This is a genomic window from Streptomyces sp. NPDC002701, assembly GCF_042889045.1.
Classification (GTDB): domain Bacteria; phylum Actinomycetota; class Actinomycetes; order Streptomycetales; family Streptomycetaceae; genus Streptomyces.
In genome coordinates this window covers 88,560-102,022 of record NZ_JBIAQL010000001.1, presented here as the reverse complement: position 1 = coordinate 102,022, position 13,463 = coordinate 88,560, and the positions used below count along the sequence as shown (strand labels likewise).

12 protein-coding genes are annotated in these 13,463 nt (G+C 70.3%); 2 read left to right on the top strand and 10 right to left on the bottom strand.

What is annotated here, in order from left to right; translation table 11 throughout:
• Positions 1-326: 326 nt before the first annotated feature.
• From ACFYXC_RS00380 to ACFYXC_RS00345, 8 genes are all read right to left on the bottom strand, one after another.
• Positions 327-1,742 (bottom strand): NAD-dependent malic enzyme, encoded by a 1,416-nt coding sequence (locus tag ACFYXC_RS00380; protein WP_388922046.1) that lies wholly within the window; start codon positions 1,740-1,742, stop codon positions 327-329.
• 473 nt (positions 1,743-2,215) lie between these two features.
• Positions 2,216-4,696 (bottom strand): HelD family protein, encoded by a 2,481-nt coding sequence (locus ACFYXC_RS00375; protein ID WP_389545125.1) that lies wholly within the window; start codon positions 4,694-4,696, stop codon positions 2,216-2,218.
• An 83-nt stretch (positions 4,697-4,779) separates the two neighbouring features.
• Positions 4,780-5,553, bottom strand: a complete 774-nt coding sequence (locus tag ACFYXC_RS00370) for a zf-HC2 domain-containing protein (RefSeq protein WP_388922052.1) — start codon at positions 5,551-5,553, stop codon at positions 4,780-4,782.
• A 38-nt stretch (positions 5,554-5,591) separates the two neighbouring features.
• Entirely contained in the window at positions 5,592-6,113 is a 522-nt protein-coding gene (locus tag ACFYXC_RS00365; protein ID WP_010039908.1) for a sigma-70 family RNA polymerase sigma factor, read from the bottom strand.
• Positions 6,114-6,330: 217 nt separating this feature from the next.
• On the bottom strand, positions 6,331-6,924 hold the full coding sequence (locus ACFYXC_RS00360; protein ID WP_389545123.1) for a CGNR zinc finger domain-containing protein: 594 nt from the start codon (positions 6,922-6,924) through the stop codon (positions 6,331-6,333).
• A gap of 341 nt (positions 6,925-7,265) precedes the next feature.
• Positions 7,266-8,438 carry a uroporphyrinogen-III synthase gene (locus ACFYXC_RS00355; RefSeq protein WP_389545120.1) on the bottom strand — a complete coding sequence of 391 codons (1,173 nt, stop codon included), beginning with the start codon at positions 8,436-8,438 and terminating at the stop codon, positions 7,266-7,268.
• A gap of 308 nt (positions 8,439-8,746) precedes the next feature.
• Positions 8,747-10,138: a nitrate/nitrite transporter gene (locus ACFYXC_RS00350; RefSeq protein ID WP_389545117.1), complete on the bottom strand. Its 1,392-nt coding sequence runs from the start codon at positions 10,136-10,138 to the stop codon at positions 8,747-8,749.
• Positions 10,139-10,372: 234 nt separating this feature from the next.
• Positions 10,373-10,831 (bottom strand): ATP-binding protein, encoded by a 459-nt coding sequence (locus ACFYXC_RS00345; protein WP_389545113.1) that lies wholly within the window; start codon positions 10,829-10,831, stop codon positions 10,373-10,375.
• A 245-nt stretch (positions 10,832-11,076) separates the two neighbouring features.
• Here ACFYXC_RS00345 and ACFYXC_RS00340 point away from each other — a divergent pair, with 245 nt between their 5' ends.
• Together ACFYXC_RS00340 and ACFYXC_RS00335 are read left to right on the top strand one after the other, a co-directional pair.
• Positions 11,077-11,928: a helix-turn-helix domain-containing protein gene (locus tag ACFYXC_RS00340; protein WP_389545110.1), complete on the top strand. Its 852-nt coding sequence runs from the start codon at positions 11,077-11,079 to the stop codon at positions 11,926-11,928.
• Positions 11,929-11,937: 9 nt separating this feature from the next.
• On the top strand, positions 11,938-12,138 hold the full coding sequence (locus tag ACFYXC_RS00335; protein ID WP_388922071.1) for a DUF397 domain-containing protein: 201 nt from the start codon (positions 11,938-11,940) through the stop codon (positions 12,136-12,138).
• Here ACFYXC_RS00335 and ACFYXC_RS00330 read toward each other — a convergent pair.
• Both ACFYXC_RS00330 and ACFYXC_RS00325 read right to left on the bottom strand, forming a co-directional pair.
• The gene (locus tag ACFYXC_RS00330) at positions 12,128-12,802 is read right to left on the bottom strand and encodes a hypothetical protein (protein ID WP_389545107.1); all 675 of its coding nucleotides are present in this window, start codon (positions 12,800-12,802) and stop codon (positions 12,128-12,130) included. The two genes, ACFYXC_RS00335 and ACFYXC_RS00330, sit on opposite strands and share 11 nt — an antisense overlap.
• Before the next feature lie 39 nt (positions 12,803-12,841).
• Entirely contained in the window at positions 12,842-13,447 is a 606-nt protein-coding gene (locus tag ACFYXC_RS00325) for a hypothetical protein (protein ID WP_389545104.1), read from the bottom strand.
• Positions 13,448-13,463: the final 16 nt, after the last annotated feature.

Sequence of the window (13,463 nt, the reverse complement as noted above, 5' to 3'; positions counted from 1 at the left end):
ACCGCAGGGCCGGTGAGGCCCTGGTGGGTCCGCGGGGATTCAGCCATGGGCGCCACCCTAGAGGCGGGCCGAGGCCGCGTGTCCGGCGACGCGCCGGGACAGACACCGGGTGGCAACCATCACAGTTGCCACCCATTAGGCCGCTTTCCCCACCCCACGCCCCCTATTCCTACCTGTTTCCACCACAGGAATCCGGAAGCCGGGGCGCAGCCCCGCTCTTAGGGGCGCGGGGAACTGCGCGACAAGCCCCCCCCCGGACCCGCACCGGACGACCACCAGCCCGCCGCGGGGCCCGGGGCGGCAGCCCCGGAAGGGTGGCACGGCCGTCAGACCGTGACGCCGGCCGCCTTCGCCGCGTTGCGAACCGCCCCCGCCACCGCCCCCGCGACCTTGTCGTTGAAGACGCTGGGAATGATGTAGTTCGGGTTGAGTTCGTCCTCGGTCACCACATCCGCCAGCGCCGTTGCGGCCGCAAGCATCATCTCCGTGTTGACCGTGCGGGACTGGGCGTCCAGGAGTCCACGGAAGACGCCCGGGAAGACCAGCACGTTGTTGATCTGGTTCGGGAAGTCCGAGCGGCCGGTGGCCACCACGGCGGCGGTCTGCCGGGCGATCGCCGGGTCGACCTCAGGGTCGGGGTTCGCGAGCGCGAAGACGATCGCGTCGTCGGCCATGGCGGCCACGTCGTCGCCGTCCAGCACGTTCGGGGCCGAGACGCCGATGAAGACGTCCGCGCCGCGCACGGCCTGCTTGAGCGTCCCCGTGACGCCCTCGGGGTTGGTGTTGTCGGCGATCCACCGCAGCGGCGAGTCGGCGGCGGCCTCCACCAGGTCCTCGCGGCCCGCGTGCACCACGCCGTGGATGTCCGCCACGACGGCGTGCTTGACACCGGCGGCGAGCAGCAGCTTCAGGATCGCCGTACCGGCCGCTCCCGCGCCCGACATGACGACGCGGATGTCCCCGATCGCCCTGCCGGTCACGCGCAGCGCGTTCTTGAGGGCCGCGAGCACGACGATGGCGGTGCCGTGCTGGTCGTCGTGGAAGACGGGGATGTCGAGGGCCTCGCGCAGCCGGGCCTCGATCTCGAAGCAGCGCGGGGCCGAGATGTCCTCGAGGTTGATGCCGGCGAAGCCGGGGGCGATCGCCTTGACGATCTCCACGATCGCGTCGGTGTCCTGCGTGTCCAGGCACAGCGGCCAGGCGTCGATGCCCGCGAAGCGCTTGAAGAGGGCGGCCTTGCCCTCCATCACCGGCAGGGCGGCCTTGGGGCCGATGTTGCCGAGGCCGAGCACGGCCGAGCCGTCCGTGACGACCGCCACGGAGTTGCGCTTGATGGTGAGGCGGCGGGCGTCCTCGGGGTTCTCGGCGATCGCCATGCACACCCGGGCCACCCCGGGCGTGTAGATCATCGAGAGGTCGTCACGGTTGCGGATGGGGTGCTTGGACGCCATCTCGATCTTGCCGCCGAGGTGCATCAGGAACGTACGGTCGGAGACCTTGCCGAGCGTGACGTCCTCGATGCCGCGCAGCCGCTCGACGATCTCTTCCGAGTGCGCGGTGGACGACGCCGCGATGGTGACGTCGATACGGAGCTTCTCGTGGCCCGAGGCCGTCACGTCGAGGCCGGTCACCGAGCCCCCGCTGGACTCCACGGCGTTGGTGATCTGGGAGACCGCGGTTCCGCTCGCGGGCACCTCCAACCGGACCGTGATCGAGTAGGAGACGCTGGGCGCCGTTGCCATGGCCGACTTCCTCTGCTTTCACCGAAGTACTGCGAGTGCTGCGAGTACTGCTGCTTCGCGGGTTTGCCGTCCGATCGTCGCACCTACCGCGGAGTACGTGGTAGCCGCCCCGGGTTGCGAACCTTTTGTTCATGACAGGACGACGACGGGCCGACGGCGGGACCACGAAACGGGACCACGAAAGAGGTCCACGTCACCGGGTGACGTGGACCTCTTTCGTACAGCGGCACGTGCCGCGGACGTTCAGTGACACCGACCCGCCATGCTCGCCTCGCGGCAAGTGGTCGCTCGTAGCGACGAAGGTTGGGCCCGGGGGCTTGGATCGGGCCGGTGTCACTGTCAACGGTAACAAACGATCCCCGTAAGGCAATTCCCGCACCGTGAGTTCACCGGGAAGCTTCACGAGGACGGCCCCGTCGGTTCACCGGGGGCGGGTCCACCGGGACCGTCACGCGCTCGGTCCCGCAGGAGACTCAGTCCCGCAGGAGATCCGGTACGCCGTCCGCGTCCGGCTCGTCACGGGCCACCGAGACGATGGTGAGCTGCTGCGTCGCCCGGGTCAGCGCCACGTACAGCACGCGCAGCCCGGCCGGCGACTCGTCGGCGATCTCCGCGGGCGAGACGACCACCGTGGCGTCGTACTCCAGGCCCTTGGCCTCCAGGCTGCCGAGGGCCACCACGCGCTCCCCGAGTCCGGCGAGCCACCGTGCGGCCTCGGCCCGGCGGTTCATGGCGACGACGACGCCGACCGTGCCGTCGACCTGGTCGAGCAGCCGGGCGGCCTCCTCCCGCACGGTCTTGGCCAGGGAGTCCCGGGCGACGGCGCTCTGCCGGGCCTCCTGGCCGTTCACCGCGGTCACGAAGCGCGGCCGTACGCCCGTGGAGCGCACCGCGGAGGGGGACTCGGAGCCGGGCATGGCGAGCGCCAGGACCTTGGCGGCGAGCTCGGCGATCTCGGCCGGGTTGCGGTAGTTCACGGTGAGCGTGAAGCGGCGGCGCGGGCGGCTGCCGAGGGCCTCGTCACGGGCCTCGGCGGCCTCGTCCGGGTCCGACCAGGACGACTGGGCGGGATCGCCGACCACGGTCCAGGTGGCGTGCCGGCCGCGGCGGCCGATCATGCGCCACTGCATGGGCGTGAGGTCCTGCGCCTCGTCGACGATGACGTGCGCGTACTCCGTACGCTCCTGGGCCAGCCGTTCGGCCCGCTCGCGCTGTGTCTCCTCGCGCTGGGGCATGAGCTCCTCCAGGCCCGTCAGCTGGTCGAGCGGGTCGAGGTCGCGCTTCCTGCGGGGGCGGACCGGGGTGCCGACGATCGCCTCCAGTTCGTCGAGCATGGCCACGTCGTGCACGGAGAGCCCGTCCCGCTTGAGGGAGCGGGCCACCCGCCGTACCTCGCCGGGGTTGAGGATCCGCCGCGCCCAGCGCCCGAGCCGCCGTTCGTCGGACATGGCGGCCAGTACGGCACGCGGGGTCAGCTCGGGCCACCAGGCGTCGAGGAACGCGATGAAGGTGTCCTCGGAGCTGACGTCCTCGTCGAACGACGAGCGCAGTTCGGCGGCCAGCTCGGGGTCGGTGTGCCGGCTGCCGGCGCCGGAGCGCGACCAGAGGGCGTCGAGCAGCAGTTTGCGGGCCCGCGGGCGCAGCAGGTTCACGGGGGCGGTGCCGGAGAGCGCGCTCTGCCGGATGCGGTCCAGTTCGGGCGCCTCCAGCTCCAGCCGGCGCCCGAAGGCGACGACACGGAGGCGGGTGGGCGTGGCGGCCGGGACCCGCGTACCGGATCCGCCGCCCTGCTGGTCCTCGTCCTCGTTCTCGCCCGCGCCCTCGTCGCCGAACGCGAGCTGTTCGGGGCCGCCGGACGCGGCGGGGGCGGTCCGCCCGGAGCCGGGCCGCCGGCCGGGGGCGCCCGACGTCTCCAGGGCCCCGCGGGCCGCCTTCCGCAGCACCTTCAGCATCCGGTGGGACCCCTTGGCCCGGGCCACCGCCGGTGCGTCGTACTGCGTGGCCTCCGCGCCGTCGACCAGGGAGCCGACCGCGCGGATGGCGACCTGGCCCTCCTCGCCGAGGGACGGCAGGACGCCTTCGGTGTACGCGACCAGCAGCGGTGTGGGCGAGACGATCAGGATGCCGCCCGCGTACCTCCTGCGGTCCTGGTAGAGCAGGTAGGCGGCCCGGTGCAGGGCGACGGCGGTCTTGCCGGTGCCGGGGCCGCCCTCGACGTAGGTCACGGACGCGGCGGGCGCCCGGATGACCTGGTCCTGCTCGGCCTGGATGGACGCGACGATGTCCCGCATGGTGTGGCTGCGGGCCTGGCCGAGCGCGGCCATCAGGGCGCCGTCGCCGATCACCGCCAGTTCGTTCCCGGCGAGGGTGGCCTTCAGCTCCGGGCGCATCAGGTCGTCCTCGACCCCGAGGACCTTGCGGCCCTTGGAGCGGATGACCCGGCGGCGTACGACCCGGCCGGGGTCGACCGGTGTGGAGCGGTAGAACGGCGCGGCCGCCGGGGCCCGCCAGTCGATGACCAGCGGCGCGTACTCCGCGTCGAGGACGCCGATCCGGCCGATGTGGAGGGTCTCCGCGATGTCGGCGGTGTTGTCGGGGCGGACGGCGCCCTCGGCGGGTTCGACCGCCGTGTACGCGCCGTCCGGGCCCTTCTTGCCGTCCTTGCCGAGGAGGAGGTCGATCCGTCCGAAGAGGAAGTCCTCGAACTCGTTGTTCAGCCGGTTGAGGTGGATCCCCGCCCGGAACACCTGCGCGTCACGCTCCGCGAGTGCTCCCGGTGTACCGACCTGGCCGCGCTGGGCGGCGTCGTTCATCAGGAACTCCGCCTCGTTGATCTTCTCCTCGAGACGCTGGTACACCCGGTCCAGGTGTTCCTGTTCGACGCCGAGCTCGCGGTCGCGCACGGAGTCGCCTACCGGATCGAGCGCCATTTCCTGCTGAACCTGAGCGGCCACCGGGCCCCCTTCTGACGTGCATGGCAGCCGTCAACCGTACGCGAAGGGAAGCCCGGCGGGCTACGTTTCCGCTCGTGATCCACCTACACGTCGACCTCGGTGAGCTTCTTGCCGTCGAAGGTGACGACCTCGAAGTGGTCGATGTCGGCGCTGTTCATCGCGACGGCGCCCTGGAGGTAGAGCGGGTTCCTGGCCAGCTCGGTGGCGGCGTCCTTGATGCCGTAGCCCCACTTCGGGACGGTCCAGGTCGTCGCCGTCTCCCGCTCGCCGTTCTTGCCCACGGCGATGAGGGAGCACTTCTGCGGGCCCTTGACGTTCTTCAGCTCCAGGGCCAGCCCGGTGCCGTAGGGCTTGCTCTCCATGCCGACCGCGGCGCTGACCTGCGTGCTCGGGTCCGTGGCCCGGACCTTGTCCTTCATGTCGGTGAACACCTGCTTGGCGGGGCTGACGGACTGCAGCGGCTTCCCGGCCTGCTGAGTCGTTTCACCCCCGGTGACGGCGATCGCGGTGACCGGGCCGCCGATGATCAGCGCGGCGGCGGCCGCGACCAGGTAGAAGCCGCGCCGGCGCTTCTTGGCGCGGCGCTCGGCCACCTCGTCGACCAGCCGGTCCGCGAGCCGTGGGCTCGGCCGGACGGCCAGCGTCTCGCCGATGGCGGGTGTGCCGCGGGTACCCGGCAGATCCGCGAGGGCGGCGAGCATCGGCTCCATGCCCGCGAGCTCGTCGAGCTGCTGCGCGCACCACTCGCAGGTCGCGAGGTGCTCTTCGAAAGCGGTTGCTTCGGCGTCGTCGAGGATGCCCAGCGCATAGGCACCCACCGTCTCGTGCAGATCGCCCTGCCCTTGCGAACTTTGCATGGAACCAGGACTACCCGTTCCGTATCCCCCGTATGTGCTCATGCCGTCACCCCCCGCTCCTCCAGTGCGAGCTTCATCGAACGCAGGGCATAGAACACCCGTGAGCGCACCGTGCCGCTGGGTATCCCCAGCGTCTCGGCGGCCTCGTTTACGGTACGCCCCTTGAAGTACGTCTCGACCAGTACCTCCCGGTGGGCGGGGGTCAGGTCGTCGAGCGCGTCAGAGAGTGTCATCAGCCACAACGCCTTGTCGATCTCGTCCTCCGCGGGAATGACCTCCAGCGGCGACGGGTCCACCTCCTGCGGCCGGGCCTGCCGGCTGCGGTGCCCGTCGATGACGATGCGCCGGGCGACCGTCACCAGCCAGGGGCGTACCGAACCGGTCGCTCGGTTGAGCTGACCGGCGTTCTTCCAGGCACGGATGAGCGTCTCCTGTACGACGTCCTCCGCCCGCTGCCGGTCCCCGGCGACCAGCCGCAGCACATAGGCGAGCAGGGGCCCCGCGTGTTCCCGGTACAGCGCACGCATCAGCTCCTCGTCGGGTTCCGAGGGCTGGGACATGCGATGTCGGGCCCTCGGCGATCGTTCATCGGCCACGGCGGAATCCTTGCGCACGCCTACCTCCGGTGTCCGGGGGATCCCCCAGTCGGTCGCTCATCTCCGGATACGGGCGCGGGCGTTGCGCTGTTCAAAGTGAATGGAATTCTTTGTGGGAGAGCTGAGGATTCTGTCTCCTCATGTGCTCCACAAGTCGTTCACGGGGGATCCATCGAGGATCCTAAGCCCGTGCGAGGGCTGCTCTGCGCCGGTGTCTGGCCACCCGTTCGCGGTTTCCGCACACCTCACTGGAGCACCACCTGCGACGACGCCCTCTGGACGTATCCAGGTACACGATCGGGCAGTTGTCTCCCTCACACTGGCGGATTCCCGCCCGGGCCACCGGGTCCGTGAGGAGTTCCACGGTGTCGCGGGCGACCGCCGCGAGGAGCTCCGCGCAGGTGGGCGGGGAGCACAGCGCGCGCACGAGGGACCCGCCCGGGTCCCACACCGCGGCGGGGACGGGCGGTGCGGTGCGGGCGAGTTCGTTGACCCGGTCCAGCGCGAGGGCGAAGGGCCGCGCGTCCCGGGCCGGCTCCCCGCGCACCAAGTGGCCGACATGGCCCCGGAGTTCGCGGAAGCCCGCGATCCAGGAGGAGTCGGCCGACGCGAGCGGCGTGCCCGCCGGGACGAGTCCGGACCCGGTGATCCAGGCCCGCAACGGCTCGGCCGAGTCGAGCCGTTCCTCCGGGTGCGTGGTCGCGAGGAGGTCGAGACAGATCCGCCCGGAGTCGAACCGCAGCTCGTACGGGGCCGTGGCCGTGCCCAGTGCCATGTGCCTGTCACCGCCTTGGGGTTGCCGCCAGGAGGGGTCGGTGAGGGTGCGTGGAGCGAGATGAGGGTGCGGGTGCGTGAGGGTGCGTGGAGCGAGGTGGGAGTCCGTGCGGGGGCCGCGCCGGGCCCGTACCCCCTACAGTGCCCTCCCCCGCGCGCGGCGGGAAGCCCCACGCCACCGCGTACCCGCCGGCGCGGGTCGGGCGCGCGTGGTCGGCGCGCGCCGGCCACGCGGGCGCCGGGACTTGGGGCGCGGCCGGCCTGGGGCGCGACAGGGCGGGCTCGGCCGGGCTGGCACGGCCGGGCTCAGGGGCAGCGGCAGCGGCAGCGGCAGGATCAGGATCAGGCGTCGGCGTACTTGGTGTCGGCGGCCGGGTCGAGGGCCAGCCGGTAGCCGCGCTTGACGACGGTCTGGATGAGCTTGGGTGTGCCCAGCGCCGTACGCAGCCGGGCCATCGCGGTCTCCACGGCGTGCTCGTCCTTGCCCGTGCCGGGCAGGGCCCGCAGCAGCTCGGCCCGGGCGACCACCCAGCCGGGCCGCCGGGACAGGGCGCGCAGCAGCGACATACCGGCGGGCGGTACGGGCCGCAGCGCGTCGTCCACCAGCACCGCGTGGCCCCGGATCTCCACCCGGTGCCCGGCGACCGGCAACGTCCGCGCCCGGGACGGCAGTTCCTTGCACAGCACCTGTACGAGGGGGCCGAGCCGGAATCGTTCCGGCTGGACCGTGTCGATGCCCCTGGCCTGCAGAGGCAGCGCGGTGACCGGGCCGACGCAGGCGGGCAGCACGTCGTGGGTGAGGGCGGCGAGGAGTTCGGGCAGCAGCCCGCGGTCCTCGGCGCGGCCCAGCAGCGAGGCGGCGGCCGGGGCGCTGGTGAACGTCAGCGCGTCCACTCCGCGGGTGACCGTGGCGTCGAGCAGCCGGTCCATGGGCCCGATGTCCTCGGGAGGCATCCACCGGTAGACGGGAACGCCGACGACCTCCGCGCCCGCGGCCCGCAGCGACTCGACGAAGCCGGGCAGCGGCTCGCCGTGCAACTGGACCGCGATCCGGCGCCCCTCGACCCCTTCGTCCAGCAGCCGGTCGAGCACCTCGGCCATGGATTCGGAGGACGGGGACCATTCCTCGGTCAGCCCCTGGGCACGTACGGCACCTTTGACCTTGGGTCCACGGGCGAGCAGTTCGACCCGGCGCAGCACGTCGAGCAGTTGCTCCCCCAGTCCCCATCCGTCGGCGGCCTCGACCCAGCCGCGGAATCCGATCGCGGTGGTGGCGACCACGATGTCCGGGGCCTGGTCGAGGAGCTGCTTGGTCGCCGCGAGCAGTTCGCTGTCGTCGGCGAGGGGCACGATGCGCAGGGCGGGGGCGTGCAGGACGGCGGCGCCGCGGCGCTGGAGCAGCGCGCCGAGTTCGTCGGCGCGCCGGGCGGCGGTCACTCCGACCGTGAACCCGGCCAGCGGCCCGTGATCCTGCCGGTCCTCCTGCCGCACCGGCTGGTGGTCTGGTTGCCGCACCGGCTGGTCCGATGGCTGTACCGGTCCGTCGGGGTGCTGCTCCGGTAGGTCGGGGTGCTGCTGCGATCGGTCGGGTTGCTGTTGCGGTTGCTCGTACATGGATGGCTCTCGTCCCGCTCGAGTGGTGTTCGTCCGCGTCACCCTCTGGGTTGGGGCGTCCTGCTGTTCGGAGTACCCGGCTACCCGTCCCAGGTCTCCGGGCCTTCGGGGGCGTCCTCTGTACGCCCCGTGCCCGCCTCACGACGGACGACCGAGCCTGTCAATCATGCGTGACAGGCTCGGTTCCGCTTGATGTCGCCCGTGTTACGTCACACCTCGGCATAGCTGAGCTGCGGCTTCGCCTCCGATGCGTCCGATGCGACGGCGGCGGGCGACGCGGCGGTCGCCGGGCGGCGAAGGTATACGGCCCAGGTGACCGCGAAGCAGACGCCGTAGAAGGCGAGGAAGGCGAGGAAGGCTCCGGTGCCGGACCCGACCGTCAGGAACGACTGCCGGAACGCCAGGTTGATCCCGAGCCCGCCGACCGCGCCCACGGCACCGATGAGCCCCATCGAGGCCCCCGACAGCCGCCGCCCGTACGACGCGGCCTCCTCCCCCGTCAGCCCGAGGGCCGTGGCCTTGGCCTGGAAGATGCCGGGGATCATCTTGTACGTGGAGCCGTTGCCGAGCCCGGTCAGCACGAAGAGCACGATGAACGCGGTGGTGAACAGGGCCAGTGACTTCTCCATGGAGGCGACCACGATGACGGCGGTCGCGGCGCCCATGCCGACGAAGTTCCACAGGGTGATGCGGGCGCCGCCGTACTTGTCCGCGAGCCAGCCGCCCACGGGCCGGATCAGCGAGCCGAGCAGCGGTCCGATGAAGGTGACGTACGCCGACTCCAGCGGCGTACGCCCGAACTGTGTCTGCAGCACGAGCCCGAACGCGAAGCTGTACCCGATGAACGACCCGAACGTCCCGATGTAGAGGAGGGACATGATCCAGGTGTGCGGGTCCTTGACGGCCTCGCGGGCGGCGCCGGTGTCGTTCTTCACGGACGTGATGTTGTCCATGTAGAGGGCGCCGAGGACCGCTGCGACGACGATGAGCGGGATGTAGATCCCGAGCAGCAGGCGCGGTCCGCCGCTCGCCCCGATGACGGCGAGCCCGACGAGCTGCACGACGGGGACGCCGATGTTGCCGCCGCCGGCGTTCAGCCCGAGCGCCCACCCTTTCTTCCGCAGGGGGAAGAAGGAGTTGATGTTGGTCATGGAGGAGGCGAAGTTCCCTCCGCCCACCCCGGCGAGCATGGCGCACACGAGGAAGGTCCCGAAGGACGTGCCCGGCTCCATCACCGCGAAGGCGGCGATCGTCGGGACGAGGAGCATGCTCGCGGCGATGATGGTCCAGTTCCGGCCGCCGAACCGGGCGACCGCGAAGGTGTACGGCACGCGGACGATGGCGCCGACCAGCGTGGCCATCGAGATGATGAAGAACTTGTCGGCGGGGGTCAGACCGTACTCGGGCCCCATGAAGAGCACCATGACCGACCAGAGGGTCCAGATCGAGAACCCGATGTGCTCGGAGAGCACGGAGAAGAGCAGATTGCGCCGGGCGATCTTCTCCCCCGTCTCCTTCCAGAACACCTCGTCCTCCGGGTCCCACTGCTCGATCCAGCGGCCTCCCTTGCGCGGTGCGATGCTGCTGCTCGGGGCTGTCATCTCACGCCTCCACGATCTTTCCGTGATCTCTCCGCGATCTCTCCGGGTGCTGTTCTCGAAGGTAGGGACGACGCGTTTCCACCCTGTGGCTGTGGGTGACCACGTTGGAACGTTGCTCTCACGTGGGGGTGGGGGGTGCGGTGAGGGTTTTCGGCGGGGGGAGACTTTTCACTTGGCCTGACCGCGGCCGTGGATCCAGGGCCGGGGCTGAGTTCAGGGGCCGCGGCCCTGGCTCTAGCCCTGGCCCCGGACCTCGAACCACAGCAGCTTCCCGGCGCCGCCGCGTCCGGGCAGGCCGTCGCCGAGGGACCAGCCGCCCCAGGAGTTCGCGCACTGCCGCAGCAGCAACAGCCCTCGCCCTCCTTCGGCGTCCGGCGGAGCGGGCCGGACGCCGGCGCCGGCCCCGGGAGGCTCGTCGAAGGGCGCCGGGACGTGCGGGCTGCTGTCCCACACCCCCACACGCAACCGCCCGTCTCCCAACGCGGTCAGCCGCAGCGAGGCGGGCCCCTTCGTGTGCCGGTACGCGTTGGTGACCAACTCGGACGTCAACAGCTCGACGTCGTCGAGGGTTTCGGCCATTCCGTGCCCGGTCAACGCGGCTCGCACGGTCATACGTGCGACACGTGCGGCACGGGGGTCATGGGGCAGCCGAAGGGCGTACGTCCAGGTGTCGGGCAGGGCTACGGTGACCATGCGTGCCTCCAGGAGGAAGGGTGGGGGAAGAAGAGGGGGATGAAGAGATTCGGGCTCGCTCAACGCCGGCGCCGTGCGGTGGCAGTGCCTGGCGGGGTGCGCTTCCGGCTTGGGGGCGGGGCAGTTGGCGGTACTGTCTCAAGCTAGTGCAGCTCGGGAGATACATCTCCCAGTTCGCCCAAAATCATCTCCTATTCCCTCGTGTGGGGTACCCGAGCGCCGCGACGCGGCCGGAAGGAGGCGTCTTGCCGCCCACCAGCACTCCAACTCTTCGCCAGCGGCGTATGGGCGCCGAACTGCGCAAACTCCGCGAGCGGGCCGGTCTGACCGTCACTGGCGCCGCCGCACTGCTCGGCGTCAACCAGGGCCGCGTCAGCATGATCGAGACCGGCCGCAGCTCCCTCAGCGCCGACCGAGTCCACGCCCTGGCACGCGCGTACGACTGCGCGGACGAACGACTCGTCGACGCTCTCGCCGCCATGACCGGTCGGCGGACACGCGGATGGTGGGAGGAGTACAGCGATGTACTCCCCTCCGGCCTACTGGATCTGGCCGAGCTGGAGCATCATGCCCATGCGCTCCGCGTGGCCGTCACGATCCACATGCCCGGCCTGCTGCAGACCACTGAACATGCCCGCGCCACGATGCGGGAAGCTGTTCCACCACTGCGGCCGTACGAGATCGAGCACCGCGTCTCCCACCGCGTGAAGCGCCAGGCCGTTCTCTTCGAGGGAATCAGGACCCCATACACGGCTATCGTGCACGAGGCAGCACTGCGTATGGGATTCGGCGGCCCCGAGATAAGCCGCGCACAACTCGATTACCTGCTGGAGATGAGCGAGCAGCCCACAATCACCATCTTGGTGATCCCGTTCGGGCAAGCGGGGTTCCCGGCGTCCGGCCAGCCCATCACCTGTGCCGTGGGACCGACCCCAGGACTCGACACTGTCGTCCTGGACACCGACCATGGCTGCGAGTTCCTGGACGCGGACGCGCAGTTGGAGCGCTATCGCTCGGTTCTGGACCGCATGGAATCACGGGCCCTGCCCGAGCCGAAGTCTCGAGACCTCATCCAGCGCATCGCACAGGATCTCTGAGGAGCCCTCATGCCCGATCTCACCTGGCAGAAGTCGTCGTACAGCGCCGAGGCAGCCAATTGCGTCCATGTGGCGGCCACCCCTACGGGCCAGGTCCACCTTCGCGAGAGCGACGACCCCGAAACCGTCCTCATGACAACCCGCCCACGCCTGCACGACCTGATACGCAGCCTGAAAGCTTCGTCGCCGAGGACGTCGGTCACCCGATAAACGGGTTGTCGAAGCTGACCGACTCGGCGATCTGCCGGAGAATCGCGCGGTAGTACCCGCGATGGACAACGGCTGTCGTACTCAACGTGAGAACGACCAGACGCTTGCAGTCCGGGTGCGGCAGGTGGGCATGGACCTGAAGGAGCGCCTGCGCGGGAAGCCCACTGCCGGCTGACGGCATACGCACGGTCTCGCTGAGGGTGGCGGGGCCGCAGGACAGTTCGTGGTACTCGATGCCCGTGTGGCCTTCGGCAGAAGCCACCGCGCGGGCTGCTGTGGCGGCGCGTGACGCCACGGCCGTGTCACGCCAGGAGAGAGTGAAGAAGGACAGCAGAGGCTGCCCGTTGCCGTTGCCGTCCAGGTCACCGATGTCGTCCCGGTGCAGACCGACGGAGCAGTGCACCGTACCGACTTCGCGCAGCGTGGCCAGCAGACGCTGCCCTTCAGCTACTTGAGCGACGAACCGCTGACGGGTCACGTCATCGGGTGCCGCTTCGAGGAACGGGGCGAAGGCGACACGCAGCTCTTCGGCGGCCGGGGAGCCCGGCGCGGCGAGCAGCAGGTCGAGAGGAAGCGGGGTGTAGGCCGCGGGTTCGGCGAACCAGATGTCGGCGTGGGGGTCCTTGGCGGAATCGTCCACGGCGAGGTGGGGCGTGGCAGTCATGAGCTCCTGTCCGGTACGCGAGCCTCGGCGTCGGCGCTGTCACTGAGGCGACGAGTCGGGCACGTGAGCGCCGGCACGGCGGGCACGTTCGAGGGCGGCGGGGCTGGCGTTCCAGTCGGTCGGGGGGATTCCGCGGCGACCGGTGGCTGTCCGCTGGTAGAGGAGGTGCAGCCGCTTCGGGGCCTCGCCTCCCCGGCCGGTAGCGGCGACGACAGCGATGAAGCGGGGGTCACCGGCGAACCAGAGAGGTTCGATCTGGGCTTTCAGCTCCGGCTTGGTGCGGGTGGTACCGAATCGCCTCATCCACCAGAAGGTACGCATGTTCGCCAGGAAGAGGAGAGGGACTTGTTCCTCTGGCTTCTCAGGGTTGGGGAACTCGAACCACATCTCGTCTTCTTGGACCTGCGGATGCTTGTTTCGCCCACGGGGGACGTCTGTGAGGAACTGCCAGGGGTACTGCTGGAGGACACGTGTGATGTACAGGGACGGGCTGAAAAAAGCGAGTTGAAGAGCAGCACGGAAGGTCGCGTATACGAGGACGAGAAGAAAGATCCAAGCAACCCAGGAGGGCGTCGTCACGATGAGAGAGAGGGATGCGAACCAGACAGCAATCCACCCGATCAACCGCACGACGATCATAATCATGTGCTGATGACAAGCC

Bases quoted from the DNA above. Each gene is read 5' to 3' on its own strand.
- ACFYXC_RS00365 (WP_010039908.1), bottom strand. From the start codon at position 6,113: ATGTCCCAGCCCTCGGAACCCGACGAGGAGCTGATGCGTGCGCTGTAC.
- ACFYXC_RS00360 (WP_389545123.1), bottom strand. From the start codon at position 6,924: ATGGCACTGGGCACGGCCACGGCCCCGTACGAGCTGCGGTTCGACTCC.
- ACFYXC_RS00350 (WP_389545117.1), bottom strand. From the start codon at position 10,138: ATGACAGCCCCGAGCAGCAGCATCGCACCGCGCAAGGGAGGCCGCTGG.
- ACFYXC_RS00370 (WP_388922052.1), bottom strand. From the start codon at position 5,553: ATGCAAAGTTCGCAAGGGCAGGGCGATCTGCACGAGACGGTGGGTGCC.
- ACFYXC_RS00330 (WP_389545107.1), bottom strand. From the start codon at position 12,802: ATGACTGCCACGCCCCACCTCGCCGTGGACGATTCCGCCAAGGACCCC.
- ACFYXC_RS00380 (WP_388922046.1), bottom strand. From the start codon at position 1,742: ATGGCAACGGCGCCCAGCGTCTCCTACTCGATCACGGTCCGGTTGGAG.
- ACFYXC_RS00345 (WP_389545113.1), bottom strand. From the start codon at position 10,831: ATGGTCACCGTAGCCCTGCCCGACACCTGGACGTACGCCCTTCGGCTG.
- ACFYXC_RS00335 (WP_388922071.1), top strand. From the start codon at position 11,938: ATGCCCGATCTCACCTGGCAGAAGTCGTCGTACAGCGCCGAGGCAGCC.
- ACFYXC_RS00325 (WP_389545104.1), bottom strand. From the start codon at position 13,447: ATGATTATGATCGTCGTGCGGTTGATCGGGTGGATTGCTGTCTGGTTC.